Source organism: Conexibacter sp. CPCC 206217 (assembly GCF_030646165.1).
Lineage (GTDB): Bacteria > Actinomycetota > Thermoleophilia > Solirubrobacterales > Solirubrobacteraceae > Conexibacter.
Genome location: NZ_JAUTDO010000001.1, coordinates 183,447 through 200,675 on the forward strand (window position 1 = coordinate 183,447; position 17,229 = coordinate 200,675).

The following is a 17,229-nucleotide window of genomic DNA, read 5'->3' on the forward strand; positions in this document are numbered from 1 at the left end:
GGCCGCCGCTCAGCCCGCGGCGCACGCCGCCGCTCAGCCCCGCAGCGCGGGCCGCTGCTCCGCTGCGCCCGGATCGGCATCCGGCAGCCCGCGCACGAACGCGGCGACCTCGTCGAGCGCGACGACGGCGCTGTCGAACAGCGCCGTCATGCGCGCGAAGCCGTGGATCATGCCGTCGAAGCGGCGCCGCCCTACGGCGTTGCCGGCGTCGCTCAGCCGCAGCGCGTAGGCGTCGCCCTCGTCGCGCAGCGGGTCGTACCCGGCCGTCACGACGAGCGCCGGCGGGAGGCCGGCGAGATCCTCGACATGCAGCGGCGAGGCTCCGGGCGCCGGCGCGGAGCCGTCCGTCTCACCGAGGTAGTGCTCCCAGAACCAGGCGACGTCGGCCGCGGTCAGCGAGTAGCCCTCGGCCAGCTCCCGCATCGACGGCATGCTCATCGTCGCATCCGTCATCGGATACAGCAGCGCCTGCCCCGCCAGCGGCGGCCCGCCGCGGTCGCGCGCGGCGATCGCGACGAGCGCCGCGAGGTTCCCGCCCGCGCTGTCACCCGCCACGACGACGCTCCCGCCCTCGGCCAGCGGCTCCGCGCCGCCCGCGGCCGCCCACCCCGTGACGGCGAGGCAGTCGTCCAGCGCGGCGGGGAAGCGGTGCTCGGGCGCACGGCGGTAGTCGACGCTGACGACGGTCGTGCCGGCGCGGTTGGCGAGCGCGCGGCAGAGCCCGTCGAAGCTGTCGAGCGAGCCGACGACGAAGCCGCCGCCGTGGATGTAGACGAGCGCGCCGCGGCGCTCGCGCTGCTGCGGCGCGTAGAGGCGGACGGGGATCTCACCCCCCGGTCCGGAGACGACGACGTCGCGCACCTCCGCGACGGGCTCCCCGAGGATGCTGACGGTCGCGGCCGCGTCGTCGTGGGCGCTCCGCGCCTGCGCGGGCGTGAGCGTGTGCTGCGGCGGCGCGCCGGCGTCGGCGAGCCGTCGCAGGAACGCCGCGGCCTGGGGTTCCAGCGTCATCTCTCTCCTGTCATCTGAGGACGCGGTCGGCCTCCAGGCCGAACGCACGGATCTTGCGGTACAGCGTCGCGCGCGAGATGCCGAGCTGGGCGGCGGCCTCCGCCTTGTTGCCGCGCGCGGCCTCCAGCGCGGCGACCAGCGCATCGCGCTCGAGCCGCTCGAGGCAGGACAGCACGCGTCCCTGCTCGTCGCGCTCGCGCAGGTCCTGCGGCAGCTGCGCGAGCGTGATCTCGCGCCCGCCCGCGGCGGTCGCGAGCACCCGCCGCACGAGCGTCTCCAGCTCGCGCACGTTCGCCGACCACTCCTGGCGTGCCAGCGCCGCGACCGTCTCGGGCAGCCAGCGCGGCGCCGGCGCGTCGACGGCATCGACATGGCGCAGCGTGAGCGCGTCGAGCAACGGCTCCAGGTCCTCGCGCCGCTCGCGCAGCGGCGGAATCCTGACCGTCACGACGGCGAAGCGGTCGACCCAGCGCGGGTGGGCCGCGCGTGGGTGCCGGTCGCTCGTGAGCGTGCCGGCGAACAGCGTCCCGGCGGGCTCGAACGTCTCGATCAGGCTGACGAGCGCCTGCGCCGCGTCGTCCTCGAGCGCCTCGAGGTGCCGCACGACGACGACCCGCCGCGGATCGACGAGCGCCTCGCGCAGCGTCGTGATCCATCTGGCTGCGCCCTCGATCGGCTGCAGCCGCGCCTCGAAGACGGACAGCAGGCCCTGCGCGTCGACGTCAGCGAACATCGAGCGCGCTAGCGCGAGCTTGCCGACGCCGGCCTCGCCCTCGATCAGCAGCGGCAGCCGGCTGTCGCCGTAGGAGCGCACCTGCGTCGCGACGGCGCGCCAGGCGGGGCTCGTGCCGGAGAGGCCGTCGAGCGCCCAAGCGGGCGTCGCGACGGCACCGGCGCCCGGGAGCAGCTCGGCGGCGGCCGTGCTCGCGCCGGTGCTCACCGGCGCGTCCAGCTCGACGAGCGCGCCGACGACCTCCTCGCCCTCTCCGATCGGATGGCAGCGCGTCGTCAGCGTGCGACCCGAGGTCAGCTCGAGCGTCCCCTCGCGCGAGGCGCGCGCGTCGATCGCGCCGCTGGCGTGCTGCCAGATGCGCGCCTGGCCGACGTCGTCGAGCAGCGGCGCGGCGGCCGTGTTGCTGATGATCATGTCCTGGTTGAGCGAGATGATCGGGCGGCCGTCGCAGCGCGCCTTCGCCGACAGGAAGCGCTCGAGCACGAGCCGCTCCGCCTTCGAGCCCATCAGGTACAGGCGCCGCTCGATCTCGTGCGCGGCGTCGCGCGCGAACGGCAGCAGCCGGTCGTCGGCGTCGTCGATCCGGCAGCAGAGGTTGAGCACGCCGACGAGCCGCTGCTCGAGCGGATGGCGGATCGGCACGCCGACGCACGCCAGCTCCTGCAGCTCGTCGAGGTAGTGCTCGGCGCCGTTGATCACGACGGCCTGCTCGGTCGCGAGCACCGTCCCGACGCCGTTGGTGCCGACGAGCGTTTCGTCGAACGAGGTGCCGACCTCGACGTGCGCGGTCCGCAGCGTTCTGACCGTTTCGCGCGTGGCCGGGCTGCAGTGCACGACGCGCCCAGCCTCGTCCGCCACGACCAGGCTCGCCGCGATCCCGCCGAGGCGGCGCGTGCGCGTGTCGACGACGGGCGCCGCCGCCTCCCGCAGCGGCCCGTCCGCGGCCGCGGCGCGATCGTGGCGCAGCTGGAAGCTGTCCGGCCTGATGCCGGAGTCGAGCGAGCGCTGCCACGACGCGGCGATCTCGGGTCGCAGCGACACCTCCGCGGGCAGCGACCCGGTCTGCACCCACGTGTCGCGGGCGCGCGCGAGAGCCGCGCCCTCCTTCACGAGACGCGTCATTCTCTCCTCCCGGTTGACGGAACGGGAGGCCGATCTTAGGACCGCCGAACCCGCCGCTGGCGTCTCAATCTGAGACGCTCGAAGCGCGCCCCCAGCCGCCGCATTTGTCGAATGCGGCCGTCCGGCCTAGGAAGCAGGAGTGATGAACCGCTCCGTCGCCGACGAGCTGCGCGAGACCCCCGATCCGTACGGCGCCTATCCGCGCCTGAGCGCGGAGCAGGTCGAGCTGTTCGCACGCGCGCCCGGCGCGGCGCGCCGTCGCACCGAGGCAGGTGAGGTGCTCTATCGCGAGGGCGACCGCGACAGCGACTTCTTCGTCGTGCTCGACGGGACGATCGCCGTGGTCGAGGGCCTCGGATCGCGCGGCGAGCGGACGGTCGGAGTCCACGGGGCCGGTCGCTTCCTCGGCGAGCTGAGCCTCGTCACCGGCGAGGCGGCGTTCCTGTCCGCGGTCGTGCGCGTGATCGGCGGATGAACCGTGTCAGCCTCGCCGCTCCCCCACTCGACAGCGAAGTAACGGCGGGCTTGACTCCGCCGGTAGCGGGTAGCGGGTTGTGGGAGACACCTCACGATCGAAAGGACGGACGACCAATGGCCAACGAGCTGAACGGCAAGGCGATCGCGATCCTCGCCGCAGACGGCGTCGAGCAGGTCGAGTTGGAGCAGCCGCGCAAGGCTGTCACCGACGCCGGCGCAACGACGGTGCTGCTGTCGATCCACGAGGGTGAGATCCAGGCGACCAGACACGACATCAACCCATCCGACAGATTCGCTGTCGACAAGCTCGTCGGCGACGCGTCCCCCGGCGACTATGACGGGCTGATCCTGCCCGGCGGTGTCGCCAACCCCGACAACCTGCGCCTCGACACCGACGCGATCGAGTTCCTGCAAGCCTGGTTCAAGACGGGCAAGCCCGTCGGCGTGATCTGCCACGGGCCTTGGTCGCTCGTGGAGGCCGACCTCGTGCGTGGCCGCACGATCACCTCCTACCCGAGCATCAGGACCGACATCGTCAACGCCGGCGGCAGATGGGTCGACGAGGAGGTCGTCACTGACCAGGGCCTCGTCTCCAGCCGCAGACCGGACGACCTGCCGGCCTTCTGCGCCAAACTCGTCGAGGAGTTCGCCGAAGGCCGCCACGAGGTCCACCGCGAGGGCGCGACCGCCTGAAGCCGCCCCGCAAGGTGGACGTCACGACCCCGGTCTACCGCGCGCCGATGCGAGCTCGCGCGCACGGCGCCCCCGCGGGCGCCGGTGCCGAGCACGGCGTCGCGAACGGCCTGGTCGGGATCGGCGAGGCGCTCCCCGCGACGCCGCCCACGCTCGATGAGGCAGTCACGGCGACCGGCGCCTGCTTCGGCGCGAAGGCCGGCCGGATGCTGCGCCGGTTCGCGGAGCTGCCGGACGGGACCAGCGTCTGGACACGCCTCGGCGACGGCACCTACCGCCTCGGCCGCATCGCCGGACCGTGGCGCTACGACGACTCGGCCGCGGCCCGGGCCGTCGGCGTCCACCACGTGCGACCCGCGGAGTGGCTGGAGCGGCCCTTCGGCGAGCATGACGTGCCGGCTGCCGTCGCCGCGACCTTCGCGCGCGGCGGCCGCAACCTGCAGCGCATGCACGACGCGAGCGCCGAGCGCAGCACCGCCGAGCTGTGGGCCGCACGAGATGCCGCTCGGCGAACGTCAACGTCGGTTGTAGACCGACTCCAGCACCCGTCTGCGCGAGTAGTGGCGCTCACCGCGTTCTCTGAGCGTCGGCGGAGATCGTAGACCGACTCCCCGCGCCGCCGCGCCCGTCCCCACTATGAAGGCCATCACCGCGGGAGCCGCGGCGAGCACGAAGATCAGGTCTGCCATCGCCGCTGGCGACCTCAGCCGACCACTTCGAGCAGCAGCGCGTACGTGCCACCGATCGTGAGGATCGCGCCGAGGGACCACGCCCAGAGCCGCAGCTCGCTCCAGAGACGGCCCTCGCTGCGCTGTTCACGGGACCACAGGACGAGGAAGCTGACGCCGAGCACAGCCTGCACGGCGAGCATCGCAAGAGCGACGATCCGCCACCCGACACCATCCGCGTCGATCCCGACGAGGCGCGTCAGTCCGACGACGACCCACGCGATGATCCACAGTCCGACAAACGTCTCCTTGGCACGATCGGCCGTCATCGCGAACGAGAACATCCCCGCTCCCGCGGGCCGCATAACGAGAACGCGCCAACGCGATCACGGCGGAGCGCGGGAGTGACGAGCATCGGCTGCCCGGCGAGATGTTCAGCCCGCAGGCAGCCGGTCGCGTCGATGACGTCGGCACGCACGTTGCGGTCCTCATCTGCAGCGCGGCGGCACCGAGCTGCGGGTCGATGTGCGCGAAAAACGGTACAAAATTTGACGGTATCGGGCCGCATCGATCGGATGAGCGCCCGGGTCGGCGACTCTTGCCCACCACGACGCAGACAGCGGGTCTCGCCGACGTCCCCCTATGGCCTCACCACGACCTTCATCCGCCTGCTCGCCGTCTGCACGAACGGGAAGTTCGAGTCCTCGCCGACGACGAGGCGGAATCTGTAGACGACACGGCTGTAGGTGCGCGCGAAGCGGTACGCGACGCGGAAGCGGCCTCTGAGCCCGGTACGTGGGCTGGGCTGCTCGGTGCGCGCCGGAGTCCAGCCGCGTCCGGCGACCCACGCTTGCAGCGAGAGGGGCACTCCGCCGCGCGGGGTGCTGAGCACTCGGCCGACGAAGACGGCGGCCTGCCCGTTGCGCACGCTGGATCGCTTCGCTCGAATCGCGACGTGCGCGCGGACGCTGACGCCGAACTGGGCCGCGGAGGTGAATCCGTCCTGCGCGAGGTTCGCCTTGTACGAGAACCGGAGCACGCGCGAGGTCGTCGTCGGGATGCGGGCTGTGAACCGACCGGCTCTGTCGGTCGTCACCTTCCCCAGCGGCGTCCACGAAGCGCCTCTCGGCCCGCGACGGGGAATCAGACGACGCGAGTCCACCTGCAGCTTGGCACCGGCGATCGGTCTGTCGTGCTCGTCGACGAGACGTCCTCTGATGTCGAGCTTCGCGCGATAGCGGACCGTTCGGCTCTCGCGCGCGAGGCGTACCAGTGCCTTCGTGCTCGCACCCTGGCCGTTGTTCGGCGCAGGCGGCTCGACGATGCCGAGCGGTCGTCCCGGGTCGGGCGCGTCGATGTGGATGATGCGGGCCGGGACGATGTCGGTGCGATTGCCGGCGGCATCCTCGATCTGCGCACGGACGAGGTGGTCGCCGACGGGAAGCTGGCTGGTGTCGAGCGACACCTGGGCGTCCGCGACGGCATCCGCACAGGGCTTCGGGTAGAGGAACTCGTGCAGGTCACCGGTCTCGCCAGCCGGTGCGCAGCGCCCACCGACGCGATCGACGATCTCAGCGGTGAACTGACGCCAGTCGCCGGACTGGTGCACTTTGACGTCGACGATCGCCCGGTAGATCCCGCCGCCGACGTCGTGAGCGTCGAAGGTCGCCGAGAGCCTGCCGTTCTCGGGCACGCCGTTGGCGAGGCTGCCGGCGGCGCGGTCAACTGTCGGGGCCTGCTCGTCGCGAAGGCGGAGCTGCGCGGCGGCTATCTCGACTCGAACGTACGGGTCGTGGCCTGGATTGCAGTCCTCGACGCCGCACCAGCTGGTGAAGTACAGGCGCTCGGAGTTGAGACCGTTCAGGTCGATGTAGTTTCTCCCGCCGGTCTGAGGGTCGCTGCGCCACCAGGGGTCGCCGCCGCATCCAAGCCACCCGTCCAATTCCGCCCGCGGGAACAACACGGTCATGCCCGGCGAGATCCAGCTGATGAGCGGGCCGATCGAGACGCGGCTTCCCGTTATCGCGTTCGCGCGGGCGCAGAGCCCGACTCTCGCGTCCTGGATCAAGGTGCCGTCGGGACCGCCGACTCCCCACGCGGCGTAGTCCCCGGCTCTCGCATAGTCGGGCAGAGATGGCGGCTCACGCAGCTCGGCGACCAGGTTGCCGCTCGGGTTCGGCTGCCCGGACTGCTGGCAGTCCTCATAGGTTCTGGCCGCACCAGGGTTCGTCGAGACGATCGAACCGGTCCATCCTTCTGTCGATGCCCATCTGCCCGATGGCGTATGGCAGCTGTAGGCCACGTACGTTCCGGCAGTGGCTCCGGCTGGTACCGCGACCTGAGCAGCGCTCGCTGCGCCGAACGCGACCAAGAGCGCGAGAGCTTTGAGAGGGCGCGACGAAATCGACCGAATGGGCATCGCGGGTTCCTTCCGCTACACGACGGATTGGGACGTACCGACACCCCCAGCGTGTCGGCAATCGTCGGTTCGTTTCTTCTGTCGCGAATTCATGAAATTCCGCCCCTCTCAGTTTCTGCCGAGACGGCGCAGCGCCGTCGTCGTACGGAATTCAGCGCTGCCGGGAAAGTGGATCGTCACGAGGTAGCCCGACAGCGAGCGACGCCCACGGACGTCGAGCCGAGTCGACACGCCGCCGTTTCGAACTACGACGGTCCGCCTCGTCACGAAACGACCGTGGCGGCTCCGCCGCAGCGCGACTCTGACTTTCCCCGTGAAGGCTCGGACCGCAGTTCCGCGCACTCGAAGCCACCCGCCGCGCCGGGCGACGCCGGCGATCCGCAGCCTGGTCGGCTGTCTCCCTGCTTTCGGGGGAGACGGTCTTCTCGGCTCGGGGTCGGGCGGCGGCTTCGTCGGGGCAATCAGCTGACGAGCGGCGGCCGCTCGATCGGCGTGCCCTGCGGCGTCCTGCAGCCAGATCACGAGGTCCCATGGCGCGCTGCCTGCTGGCGGCCGGATACGCTCGAGCGAGTTGATGCCGTCACCGGCGACGATCCCGCTCCCGACGCAACCGACATCGGACGCGATCGGGCAGAACTGGTACTGGACGGCCACGATCGGCGCGCCGGTGCCTCGATCGGGGTTGCCCCACCTGGCGTTCACCGTCGCGTCGACGTTGCGCGAGACGGCCATGCTGACCGGCGCCGAGGGAGCGTGCGTGTCGACCGCGATCGCCGTCGGCGCCGAAGTCGTCGACTGACCAGCGGCATCGACCGCGAGCCCAGCCACCTGGTGGATGCCATCCGTCAGCGTCGCCAGATCGACGCTCGCGGTCAGCTGCGCGTCGCGCGGACAGGGGCGCATCTGCGTGTAGTCGCAGCTCTGGTCTGTGGCAGTCGCGGCGGCACCGTCCACCAGCAGCTCGAGGCGTCTGATCCCGCTCGCGGCGCTGGCCGAGACGATCGCCTGCTCAATGCCGGCGTGCCAGCGCGTCGCCGCGACCAAGCCGCCGGCGAGCGGCTGCAGCTGCGGTGGCTCCGGATCGTTGACGGTCACCGTCGCGCCGTACACGACGGCCCAAGCGCTGCGCAACGACACGCCCGTCGCGCAGTCGCCAAGCGACGGTCTGCACGAGATGCCCCAGGTGAGTGCCTCTGTGTCGAGGTTCGGGTACGTCACGATCGATTGAGGGTCGGTTGGGATCGCACCGACCGTGCAGCTGATGGCGGAGGTGATCTCGCACGTGTCGAGCGTCTGTCCCTCGCCGGTCCTCGTCCAGACCTGCCAGGAGTTGGAGCGCTTGCCGAGATACCGGCGCACTCTCGCCGAGACGATCCTCGTCCCCGGAACTGCGGTGATGGTCCACCCGGCGCCTGCTCCGGCGGACGCGTTGGGGGCGCCGCTGACATCGGTCGCCGCGAGCCCGTCGAACTGGCTGACGGGATCTCTGCGGCAAGCCGCGGTCGCCGCCAACGTGGTCGGCTGCGAGTTCGACGCGGTCGCGGCCGACGCTGTGAGAGCCGGTGCGTCGGCGCAGACGCGGACCTCGAACGTCGCCGCCGTGGTGATCGCCGGAGCAAGCAGCACGACGAGCGCCGCCCCGATCGCTGTCACGAACGTCTTCATCGGCTCCCCTTCCGAGCTGCACCGATCCGGACGACGAGCGGACGGCTGTCCAACCGCTTGTGCGACGGATCGACGAAGCTGATCGTCAGCCTCAGCGGCCGTCGCGAGCGCACCGTGATGCGGTTGAGCCGGGTCCCGGTCTGCTTGCGGACGATCCGATGCAACCGCTGGCGTCTGCCCCTGCTGCGGCGATCCGCAACGACGATGACGCCGCGGGCTGCCCGCGGGAGGTTGCGAAGACGGACCTCCAGCCGCGACGGGTGTCTCGCCAGCCAACGAGTCCGTACTCGCGGTCTCGGCAACCGATCCTTCGGCGGCGCGAGATCGGGCAGCCCGCCGTCGGGCGGTGGCGGCTGTGGCGGCGGCGATCCGATCGGCGGGGCGCTGTCGACCACAGCAGCGAGACCGGCGGCGCGGAACGCAGCGGCAACGTCGAGCCGGCCACCGCCGGCCGCGGGCACCGCGGTCGACAGCAAGAGATGCTCGGCATCGTCAGGGGAGAGTTCGGGGCGCCATGAGCGCAATGCGTCGATCGCTACGGCAGCCACGGCCGCGCTGGCGGTCGTGCCCTGAAAGGTGAGGGGCGTGCCGGAGGCCGTGTCGAGCGCGTCGATCCCGCATCCAGGAGCTTGGAGTCGAGCCCCTGCAGCGCTGATCGCGCAGCGCGTCCCGTCCGCAGCCGATCCGCCAACCGACAGAACGCCCGGCAGCTGCGCCGGTGTCTCGAGCGCGCCGCCGTTGTTGTTCCCCGCGGCTGCGACGACGTTGAGCCCGTGTCCTCGCACGCTCGCGATTCTGTCGTTCAGGGCAAAGGTCTCCTCCTCGGTCAACGGTGCCTCCGATCCGAGCGCGAGCAACACGACCTTGATCCCGTAGAAGCTGGCGAGCTCGTCGCATCGCTGCAGCGCTTGGTAGTAGGAAGAGACGCTGAACTCGTCGCCGCCGGCAGTGTTCGCGCGAATGCTGACGATATGCGCCCCTGCCACGGGCCAGATGCCGACGATGCCCCAGCCGTTCAGAGGTGCGCCGATCATTGCGGCGACGACAGTTCCGTGATGCGTCGGGCTGGTATCGCCGACGATGTCGTCCCAGAGCGAGAGGCGGGCATGCACAGCGCTGGTATCGGGTGTCAGATCGACGCCGGTGTCGATCAGGCAGATCGAGCCGACCGCTGGCGGCGGCGGCGCCGTCGCCAGAAACTGCGCCGCAGAGTCGCGCGTCTGAGACGTGCTGAGCGTCTCTGCAGCGCTGGTCGTGACCCCCATCGCCAAGAGAGCGAGCACGAGCACCGTCGCTGCCCCCGCCTGCGTCCGTCGTTGGCTTCGCACGCGCTTCACGCCGACCACGTCGTCCCCTCGCGACCCTGAATTCCAGGCGCGCCCGAGGCGACAAATCGCCCGGCGCGACACAACAGATGAGTGGGAGTGTGCCCACAGTGAGGAGGTTTTGAGCATTTGCGCGCCTCAATCCAGATATCTCTGTTCGCCCATGCGTCGCGCGGCGGCCTCGACGGCCAACGCGAAGCGGCCGTAGACGCGCGTGACCGTGCTCGCCGGCGGCCAGCGGCTCTCGCTCCACCGCGCCCATGCCGCCCCTCCGCGCTCCCGAGCGCGGGTCGCATGCCAGTCGGACGCTCTCGGCCACCGGCCGTGGCGCCGGCGCCACTCGATCGCCCTCGACGCGATCACCGACGGCGGCCATCGGCGGGACTGCTCTCCGGCGCAGCGACGGCAGCGCCGACGAGCAGCTCCCGGCCGGTTCCCGCTCGTCCTCGTCCCGCACCGGTCACAGCGGGCGCCGTACCCAGCCTTCCGCCGCCGTGCGCACGAACCGTCCGGGTCAGCGAGCCACCCACGGACGGTGCTGGGAGCGGCTCCGAGTCGCATTGCGATGTCGCAACGAGAAACCCCGTCCTGCGCGAGCCTCACAGCTGCGGCACGTCGATTCACTGAGGTAGCGTCGCGCCGGTCTGCGGCGACGACGCACCCGCCGTTGGCGCAGATGACGGTTCGCGCCTGAGAAAAAGAAAGGCGACGTATCGCCGCCCTTCTGAGGCGCTGAGGGAGGTCGAGGATCGGGCTCTTCGTGGACTCGAAGCGGCGATCAGCGAACACGGCGCCGAGCTGATGCAGACCGCGGTCGAGACAGTCGAGAACGCCCGCGCCACTGTCCGCGACACGCTCAAGCTCCTCCAGACTCAGCTCGCTGCCCTGGCGACAGCCAAAACCATCGCCGCGTACGTCTCTGGCGAAGACAGCAGCTACCGCGAACGGCGTCCCGCCCGAACCGATGCAATCGTCCGTCTCGATCAGGTCGGCCTCGACACGGCCCTCTCGCGAATCGCGATCGAGGCGGCTCCCGAAGCACCGAGACCCGTCTGGACGTACAGAGCGTCCGACGGTTCGCTTCAGGAGGTCAGACCCGGCACCGGCGCCATGCGAGCCGGCTGAAGACGAGCTTCGAGCGCCCGATGCCCACGACAGAGCAAAGCCCAGGGGGTGCGCTGATGACTTAGCGCACCACGGCGACCTTTCGCCAACCCCCGGGAGTGCCCGATGACAACGAGAACGAGATACCGCAGCTATCACCGCGTGGAGTTCAGAGACCCAGCGTCCATCGAGACGGCGGTCGGCACGCCGCTCGACGAGATCGACGCCGACGTGAACGCGATCCTCACAGATCCCCGTTGGGCAGACAGACGCACCCCTGTCGATGCGAGCGTGGTCGAGGCGTCGCTTGCCGACGGAGCGGTCACGTCTCGCAAGATCCTGCCGACCATCGTTGGCGCGGCGAGCAATTCGACAATCTTTGCTGGCAACACCCTGACCGACGTTCCTGGCACATCGGTCACCTTCTCGCTTCCTGTGAGAAGCGTCCTGCTGCTCTCGATGGTGTTCGAGTTCGCCATCATCGCTGCGCCGCTCCAGATGGGCGGCTACGCATATGTCGACGGCGTTCTCCAGAGATCGAAGCCTGCGCGGTTCGAACTGAACGCGCAGGGGCGATGCACCGCAGCCCAACAGAGCGAGCTGACGCTCGCTTCCGGCTCGCACACGATCAGACTGGTGGCAACGGCCAATGTGATCAACGCAGGCCAGGTCATCGAGGTCACGACCGCGTGGCGAGCACTTGTCGTTGCGGCGTGACCGTCTTCCAGGACGCACTTTGCCTCCCACCAAAGCGCCCCGGAGTCAGGGCTTCCGGGGCGCAGGAGCGGATGATCGTTGGTGATGATGCGAGCCGGCATCGACCGAGCGGTGGATCTAGAAGTGCTCCGTGTACGTGACGCGCACCGGGACCCGCGAGCCGTTGTCGAGCGTGCGGCGTCCTTGCACCCGACGGCTCACGAGGACCGTGCAGCTCTCCTCGTAGACCTCTGCGGGAGCCCAGCACCAGCGCCCTCGGTAGTCGAGCGCAAACGGCGCCAGCAGGGCTCGATCAGGAACGGTGCGCATCCACAGCACGTCGCCGCGAATGGTCTCCTTCGACTCCGGCGCCAGCACCATCGTGGTGCGTGCCGATGCCGTCGGCGCTATTGCGGCCAGGACGATCGCTGCGACAAGCACGGCGCGTGCGACGTGGTGCTTCATTGCCATCGGCTCTCTCCTCGTAGTCAACGCCCGCGAAGCAGCGCTCGTTCGATCCGCTCGACGCGAAGACGCAGCTCGTCCGTCTGGCCGGCGTGCGGCAGCCACGTCGCCATGTCAACGACCTGGAGCATGCGTGACCAGTGAGATGGCGCGAAGAACGGCGTCTCGATGATGTGGTCGATCTTTGACCAGCTCGTGCCACCTCTGCGATAGCGCGAGTGAGCCCTCCGGATCTGGTCCTCGGAGCCCTTCTGATCATCGCTGACGATAACGCCGACCTCTCTCTTGATCTTCAGGAACCGGTCGAAGCGCTCGATCATGAACTCGTACGTGATGTCCTCGGGCGGGCCTGGCGTCGTGTACTTCGCGACGTGTTTCTGCTTGTCGAGCGCGATGAATATGAACGTCGGTCTGTGCGCATCGATCACGTCGAGCGTGGCGTTGCAAAGTGCCTCGCGTACACCCCGGTTGACGCCTCTGAAGCAGCCTTTGCCGTTGACCATGTCGGTCATGTGCAGCTCCCATGTTTGGGCACGAGGAGGCGGCACGAGCGTGTCGATCCGCGCGTTCAAGGGTTTCTCCATCGCTTGCCACTGTCCATCGTGGACGGCCAGGCCCTCGAGTACGTGAAACGGCTGCTTCAGGTCCTTCAGGCCCGACTTGCCCGATTCGTCGCGTGGAGCATGTACATCAGCCGATGCACGGTACGCCGCCGTCATTCGCGGTGCGCCAGTGACCTGCCGCGTGACAGCACCAGCTCGGCGATACTGCTGTTCGTGTCGACTGGTCTAACGATCACCGGGGCAGCTTTCGAATTTGTCGGCCTCGCGCTCGTCTTCTATGAGCTGGCGATGATCCGCAGTCAGGAGTTCGGAGTGCTTCCGCCGTGGACCCGCGCGGTCGGTCGATTCCGGCGCTCGCTCCGATGGTTGCTGAGACCAAAGGCAGTCGAGCACATCGGCCGTGGAGGAGCGACCGCGGGCGGGACGATGACGGCCGACGGAATCGCTCGACCTGGTCTTAGGCCGAGCGCGACTGACAAAGAGCGTATCGCCCTGCTTGAACGCTACGTCGACTACATCGACAGAGACCTCTCCGAGCTGCGCAGGTACATCAAGGAGCGCGCAGATGCAGCGGTCGAAGAAGCCGCACGACTCGGCCAGGAGCTGAGGGACTACATCGACACGACCGAAGCCGAGCGCCGGGAGACGTTGAAGCCATCGATCAGGCGACAACTTGCAGGTGCCGCATGCGTCACGATCGGGCTTCTGCTCGGGCTCGCCGGGAGCCTGGTATCAACGAACGAGACACAGATCGTTCGGGTATACGAGCCGGTCGTGCAGCTTGTCGAACCGACGCCGCTTGCACCCCCACAACAAACCGATCCTGCGCTGGGCCGGCTTATCGGCCCGTTGCCCCCATTGTCCGCGCCCAAGCCCGTCGGACCTTGACCGGCTCCACGCTCCCGACTTCGACCGGCGCACCCGTACCAGCGGCAGGCAAGACTGCGGCTGCGATGCGTGACGCCCCCGAGGCTACAAGTAGCGCTGACATCGCGCTCGCGGTCGGTCCGATCCTCGTCGGGTTGGTGGCGGTAGCTGTGGCGGTCCTGGTCAACCGGAGGACGCTGGCGCATAGCGAGAACATGCAGGACCTCAGCGCGAAGCGTGCCGCCATCGATGATGCACTCGTCGCGCTGGACGCGGCGAATGCCGCATGGACGAATCTGCAAAGAAGGACGGTCGACCAGCTCCCATACCCTGCCGGCCCCGCTAGAGGTAGCGACGAGCCATGGGACCCCGCTTGGCGCAATGCTGTTGACGAATCGCTCGCAGGACTCAGATACCCGCTCGCTCGGCTCCGGGTCCTTATGGGTCGAGATCACGTCCTCGTCGCCTTGATCGACGAGGTATCCAGCAAGGTGCGCGAGGGAAGCGACTACGCCGAGTTTGCCTACGGTCGCCTGCCATGGCCCAAGTTCACCGGTCACATGCGCCCAACCGACGCTGCGGCAATAATGCAGGACGCAAGCCGTGACACCGATGTGCTGCTCGAACGGTTCGAGCGCGAAGCGATCCTCGCGGTGGGAACGGCCGAGGCGCGCCGAGCACAGGGTAGCTCGAACGTCACATCACGTCGCTGGTTGATGCTGCTCGGCGCGACCGTTGTGGGCCTCGTGCTCGCGCTCGTGTTGATCGTGCTCTAGCCCCCGGCCTTTTGCCCCGGTCGCCTGTACACGCTTGTCTTCGTCAGGCTTGTTCTCGACACGATCGGCGACCTGACGTAGGGCTGTCCCATCCGCCTGCCTGGCTACCGTCGTCTCAAATGGCCAGATCCGGCATCCCGCTTAGCGAGTGGAACGGCAGCGCGGAGACGCAGCGGCTACGCGAGTCGATCGAGACGTTCAACGAGCAGTCCGCACGACAGAGCGCGGAGATGATCACTCCGACGCGATGGATCTGCGCACTGACCATCCTGATGCTCGTCGGGCTCGTCGTGCAGATCCTGCTGGCGGTCGTGGGTTGACGCTGACCGATGTTGTGGCAGTGCTGACGGCAGCGTCCACCGTCGCCGCAGCCGTCGCGGCCGCCGCAGCTGTGCGCACGAGCAGAAGTGCCCTCGCGATGCAGAAGTTGAGTGTCGGACTTGAGGGACGGCGCATCGCTGCGGCCGATATCGCGCGATGGGCTCTGACGGCCGGTGAGGCGATCGAACGAGTGCATGACCCGAGAACCTGGCCGCTTTACGCCCCCGCCGGGACGAAGCCAGAGGATGTGTTGCCGCCCAGTCACGGCCTTATAGGGCAGGTGATCGCGATCCAGGTGGAGCCGTTCGAGGCAGTGCGAGAACTCGCGCAGCTCTCCTTCGGGACAGACCACGAAGTGAGCCGAACAGTCGATGAGGTCATCGAGGCCATCAGAGAGGTCGCGGGCCGAGGCTTGATCTCCGGGCCTGACGAGGACGAAACGATGACACCGGCCGAGTACGTCGCGAAGGTCTTCTGGCCGCGGGTCGAGCATCTGCACGAAGCTCTGACCGCCGCACTCGATCTCTCTGCGTCTGACCCGAGAATCCGAAGGGCTTAGCCCGCCGGGCAACCCATTCGTACTGCCACGCCGAGCAAGCTGCGCGGGCTAGGGTCCAGCGAGTGAGCACTCTGGGCGACATCGCGACCATCGCCGCGCCGACCATCGTTGCCGTGTCCGCCATCGGTGCGAGCACGTGGCAGCAGGCGAGTTCCCGCAGCTTCGACCGTGCCGAGCGCGAGAAGGAGCGGCAGCACGAACGCCGGCTTCAAGAACTCGATGATCAGCGGGAGCTGCTGGACGAGATCGCGTCAGCCCTCGACCGCGCAACCATGGCGCTCGCGGTGGCGACTGGGGCGATGGTCGAGGACGCTGTGTCTCAGAAGGCCATCTCTGACGCTGAGACCAAGAGCACGACCGAACTTCAGAGGCTCGTCACCCGGCTGTCGTACCGCTTCGGAGAGGAGCACGAAGTCGTCGCTGTGCTCAGAGACTTGCAGCTGACCATGTTCTGCGCGACCGACGCAACTGGGAAGCTCCTGGCGCAAAAGCGCACGATGGAAGAGACTCGGCGTGTGCTGACCAGATGCATCAGCAAACTGCATCGATCGACACGACGGTTCAGAGATGCCGGCTACCGAGTCATCAACGACCTCCCAGCCCTGCCGTACCAGTCCGAATGGCCACCAGTACCTGCATCGTCGAGCGAGACGAACGAAGCATCGGCTGCTCGGATTACGTCGCTCGCGGCAGGCGCCGCTGAGCCAGAGGCCGAGTGACCTCCGCCGACGGCGCTCTGGCGGGATAACGACCCACTCATCGCGCCGGAACCGGTCGATAGAGCACGCGGTCGGGAACTACGAGCGGCTCGCGCAGCTCAGCGCCGGTACCACGTGACGCTGCACGACCGAACGGTGGGTTGGTGAGGATGTGGGGGAACTGCAGCTCTCTGAGCCGTCCCGAGCTGCGGTCGCGGCCGACGAGCGGCTGCGTGAGGGAGTTGCCCGTGCCGACCCAGAACTGGTCGGGGTGGGCGCCGGCGAGGACGAGGCTCGCACGAGCGATCTCAGCTGTCCGCACATCGAGTTCGACGCCGACCAGCGTCAGTCCGAGCGCAGCCTCGACGCCGTATCGCTCTCGGACGACGTCGAGTGCGGCTATAAGCATCGCCCCGCCTCCGCAGCACGGGTCCAGCACCCACTCGTCGGGCTGTGGCTCGAGCAAGAGAGCCTGCGCCCGGGCGAGCTTGTATAGCGTGAAGTACGCGCCCTGCCATTGTGAGGTCGAGAGGCTGCGAGTGGTCTGATACGCCTCTGCCAGGCAGGTCGCCGACGGATACGCGGCGACGACGCGCCCGACCAGTTCGATCGAGCGCCGCAGCGCCGGTGCCGGGCAGCGAGAGAACTCGACGCCGTCGAAGAACCCCTTCAGCGCTGGCCACACCTGCTCGCAGGCTCGGCACGTGTCGTCGAGCGCGGCGCCGAGCTGCCGTCCTGGAATCGCTGCGAGATGTTCCCAAGCGGTCGATGACTCGTTCGCGCCGGGAAGGTGCTCCCCGAGAAGCCGGAGGAACAGGAACCCGAGCGCGTGCTCGGCGGGACGCGGCTCACCGCCGAAGGCCAGCAGCGTGGTCAGCTCCAGGCGGCGGCTCATCGCAGACGCCTGATTCGGTCGGTGGAGCGAACGTTGCCGAGGACGCTCACGACCTCCGTGAGATCGGCGAGTCGGACGTGCGAATCGCGCACGTCGATCGGCTGGTCGAGCATGAGCTCTCCCTTCTGATTCAACTCTGCTGGTTGGCACGCATCGCACGCGCATCGGCAGG

The 17,229-nt window shown here is 68.9% G+C and carries 19 protein-coding genes; 10 read left to right on the forward strand and 9 right to left on the reverse strand.

The window, feature by feature from the left end; genetic code table 11:
• Positions 1–33 precede the first annotated feature (33 nt).
• Together Q7L65_RS00855 and Q7L65_RS00860 are read right to left on the reverse strand one after the other, a co-directional pair.
• On the reverse strand, positions 34–1,011 hold the full coding sequence (locus Q7L65_RS00855; protein ID WP_304718316.1) for an alpha/beta hydrolase: 978 nt from the start codon (positions 1,009–1,011) through the stop codon (positions 34–36).
• Between the two features lie 10 nt (positions 1,012–1,021).
• Complete coding sequence (locus Q7L65_RS00860) at positions 1,022–2,866, reverse strand: sigma-54-dependent Fis family transcriptional regulator (RefSeq protein ID WP_304718317.1); 1,845 nt, start codon at positions 2,864–2,866, stop codon at positions 1,022–1,024.
• 142 nt (positions 2,867–3,008) lie between these two features.
• Between Q7L65_RS00860 and Q7L65_RS00865 the strand changes: the two genes are divergently transcribed.
• The 3 genes from Q7L65_RS00865 (at position 3,009) to Q7L65_RS00875 (ending at position 4,638) form a co-directional block, all read left to right on the forward strand.
• Positions 3,009–3,341, forward strand: coding sequence for a cyclic nucleotide-binding domain-containing protein (locus tag Q7L65_RS00865; RefSeq protein ID WP_304718318.1), 333 nt, complete (start codon positions 3,009–3,011; stop codon positions 3,339–3,341).
• A 116-nt stretch (positions 3,342–3,457) separates the two neighbouring features.
• A complete protein-coding gene (locus Q7L65_RS00870; RefSeq protein ID WP_304718319.1) occupies positions 3,458–4,036 on the forward strand; it encodes a type 1 glutamine amidotransferase domain-containing protein in 579 nt (192 codons plus the stop codon).
• A gap of 14 nt (positions 4,037–4,050) precedes the next feature.
• Entirely contained in the window at positions 4,051–4,638 is a 588-nt protein-coding gene (locus tag Q7L65_RS00875; RefSeq protein WP_304718320.1) for a hypothetical protein, read from the forward strand.
• 101 nt (positions 4,639–4,739) lie between these two features.
• Here Q7L65_RS00875 and Q7L65_RS00880 read toward each other — a convergent pair whose 3' ends face one another.
• From Q7L65_RS00880 to Q7L65_RS00895, 4 genes are all read right to left on the reverse strand, one after another.
• Positions 4,740–5,033, reverse strand: a complete 294-nt coding sequence (locus tag Q7L65_RS00880; protein WP_304718321.1) for a hypothetical protein — start codon at positions 5,031–5,033, stop codon at positions 4,740–4,742.
• Between the two features lie 311 nt (positions 5,034–5,344).
• The gene (locus Q7L65_RS00885; RefSeq protein ID WP_304718322.1) at positions 5,345–7,006 is read right to left on the reverse strand and encodes a carboxypeptidase-like regulatory domain-containing protein; all 1,662 of its coding nucleotides are present in this window, start codon (positions 7,004–7,006) and stop codon (positions 5,345–5,347) included.
• A gap of 225 nt (positions 7,007–7,231) precedes the next feature.
• Positions 7,232–8,788 (reverse strand): hypothetical protein, encoded by a 1,557-nt coding sequence (locus tag Q7L65_RS00890; RefSeq protein WP_304718323.1) that lies wholly within the window; start codon positions 8,786–8,788, stop codon positions 7,232–7,234.
• Positions 8,785–10,077, reverse strand: coding sequence for a S8/S53 family peptidase (locus Q7L65_RS00895; RefSeq protein WP_304718324.1), 1,293 nt, complete (start codon positions 10,075–10,077; stop codon positions 8,785–8,787). Before Q7L65_RS00895 ends, Q7L65_RS00890 begins: the two co-directional genes overlap by 4 nt.
• Before the next feature lie 837 nt (positions 10,078–10,914).
• On the opposite strand from Q7L65_RS00895, the gene Q7L65_RS00900 reads away from it, so the two are divergent.
• Positions 10,915–11,238, forward strand: a complete 324-nt coding sequence (locus tag Q7L65_RS00900; RefSeq protein WP_304718325.1) for a hypothetical protein — start codon at positions 10,915–10,917, stop codon at positions 11,236–11,238.
• Positions 11,239–11,379: 141 nt separating this feature from the next.
• Positions 11,380–11,934 carry a hypothetical protein gene (locus tag Q7L65_RS00905; protein ID WP_304718326.1) on the forward strand — a complete coding sequence of 185 codons (555 nt, stop codon included), beginning with the start codon at positions 11,380–11,382 and terminating at the stop codon, positions 11,932–11,934.
• Positions 11,935–12,051: 117 nt separating this feature from the next.
• Here Q7L65_RS00905 and Q7L65_RS00910 read toward each other — a convergent pair whose 3' ends face one another.
• Together Q7L65_RS00910 and Q7L65_RS00915 are read right to left on the reverse strand one after the other, a co-directional pair.
• On the reverse strand, positions 12,052–12,384 hold the full coding sequence (locus tag Q7L65_RS00910; protein ID WP_304718327.1) for a hypothetical protein: 333 nt from the start codon (positions 12,382–12,384) through the stop codon (positions 12,052–12,054).
• A 17-nt stretch (positions 12,385–12,401) separates the two neighbouring features.
• Positions 12,402–13,097, reverse strand: a complete 696-nt coding sequence (locus Q7L65_RS00915) for a DUF3800 domain-containing protein (protein WP_304718328.1) — start codon at positions 13,095–13,097, stop codon at positions 12,402–12,404.
• A gap of 57 nt (positions 13,098–13,154) precedes the next feature.
• On the opposite strand from Q7L65_RS00915, the gene Q7L65_RS00920 reads away from it, so the two are divergent.
• From Q7L65_RS00920 to Q7L65_RS00940, 5 genes are all read left to right on the forward strand, one after another.
• Positions 13,155–13,829, forward strand: coding sequence for a hypothetical protein (locus Q7L65_RS00920; protein ID WP_304718329.1), 675 nt, complete (start codon positions 13,155–13,157; stop codon positions 13,827–13,829).
• Between the two features lie 65 nt (positions 13,830–13,894).
• A complete protein-coding gene (locus Q7L65_RS00925) occupies positions 13,895–14,584 on the forward strand; it encodes a hypothetical protein (RefSeq protein WP_304718330.1) in 690 nt (229 codons plus the stop codon).
• A 119-nt stretch (positions 14,585–14,703) separates the two neighbouring features.
• Positions 14,704–14,904 (forward strand): hypothetical protein, encoded by a 201-nt coding sequence (locus Q7L65_RS00930; protein WP_304718331.1) that lies wholly within the window; start codon positions 14,704–14,706, stop codon positions 14,902–14,904.
• On the forward strand, positions 14,901–15,464 hold the full coding sequence (locus Q7L65_RS00935) for a hypothetical protein (protein WP_304718332.1): 564 nt from the start codon (positions 14,901–14,903) through the stop codon (positions 15,462–15,464). The genes Q7L65_RS00930 and Q7L65_RS00935 overlap by 4 nt, the downstream gene beginning before the upstream one ends.
• Positions 15,465–15,526: 62 nt before the next feature.
• A complete protein-coding gene (locus tag Q7L65_RS00940) occupies positions 15,527–16,183 on the forward strand; it encodes a hypothetical protein (RefSeq protein WP_304718333.1) in 657 nt (218 codons plus the stop codon).
• Between the two features lie 37 nt (positions 16,184–16,220).
• Here the strand turns inward: Q7L65_RS00940 and Q7L65_RS00945 are convergent, their stop codons facing one another.
• Positions 16,221–17,057 (reverse strand): N-6 DNA methylase, encoded by an 837-nt coding sequence (locus tag Q7L65_RS00945; protein ID WP_304718334.1) that lies wholly within the window; start codon positions 17,055–17,057, stop codon positions 16,221–16,223.
• Positions 17,058–17,229: the final 172 nt, after the last annotated feature.

Excerpts from the sequence above, each read along its gene's own strand:
- Q7L65_RS00855 (WP_304718316.1), bottom strand. The coding sequence starts at position 1,011 with ATGACGCTGGAACCCCAGGCCGCGGCGTTCCTGCGACGGCTCGCCGAC.
- Q7L65_RS00860 (WP_304718317.1), bottom strand. The coding sequence starts at position 2,866 with ATGACGCGTCTCGTGAAGGAGGGCGCGGCTCTCGCGCGCGCCCGCGAC.
- Q7L65_RS00865 (WP_304718318.1), top strand. The coding sequence starts at position 3,009 with ATGAACCGCTCCGTCGCCGACGAGCTGCGCGAGACCCCCGATCCGTAC.
- Q7L65_RS00870 (WP_304718319.1), top strand. The coding sequence starts at position 3,458 with ATGGCCAACGAGCTGAACGGCAAGGCGATCGCGATCCTCGCCGCAGAC.
- Q7L65_RS00880 (WP_304718321.1), bottom strand. The coding sequence starts at position 5,033 with ATGACGGCCGATCGTGCCAAGGAGACGTTTGTCGGACTGTGGATCATC.
- Q7L65_RS00890 (WP_304718323.1), bottom strand. The coding sequence starts at position 8,788 with ATGAAGACGTTCGTGACAGCGATCGGGGCGGCGCTCGTCGTGCTGCTT.
- Q7L65_RS00900 (WP_304718325.1), top strand. The coding sequence starts at position 10,915 with ATGCAGACCGCGGTCGAGACAGTCGAGAACGCCCGCGCCACTGTCCGC.
- Q7L65_RS00910 (WP_304718327.1), bottom strand. The coding sequence starts at position 12,384 with ATGGCAATGAAGCACCACGTCGCACGCGCCGTGCTTGTCGCAGCGATC.
- Q7L65_RS00915 (WP_304718328.1), bottom strand. The coding sequence starts at position 13,097 with ATGACGGCGGCGTACCGTGCATCGGCTGATGTACATGCTCCACGCGAC.
- Q7L65_RS00925 (WP_304718330.1), top strand. The coding sequence starts at position 13,895 with ATGCGTGACGCCCCCGAGGCTACAAGTAGCGCTGACATCGCGCTCGCG.
- Q7L65_RS00930 (WP_304718331.1), top strand. The coding sequence starts at position 14,704 with ATGGCCAGATCCGGCATCCCGCTTAGCGAGTGGAACGGCAGCGCGGAG.
- Q7L65_RS00945 (WP_304718334.1), bottom strand. The coding sequence starts at position 17,057 with ATGAGCCGCCGCCTGGAGCTGACCACGCTGCTGGCCTTCGGCGGTGAG.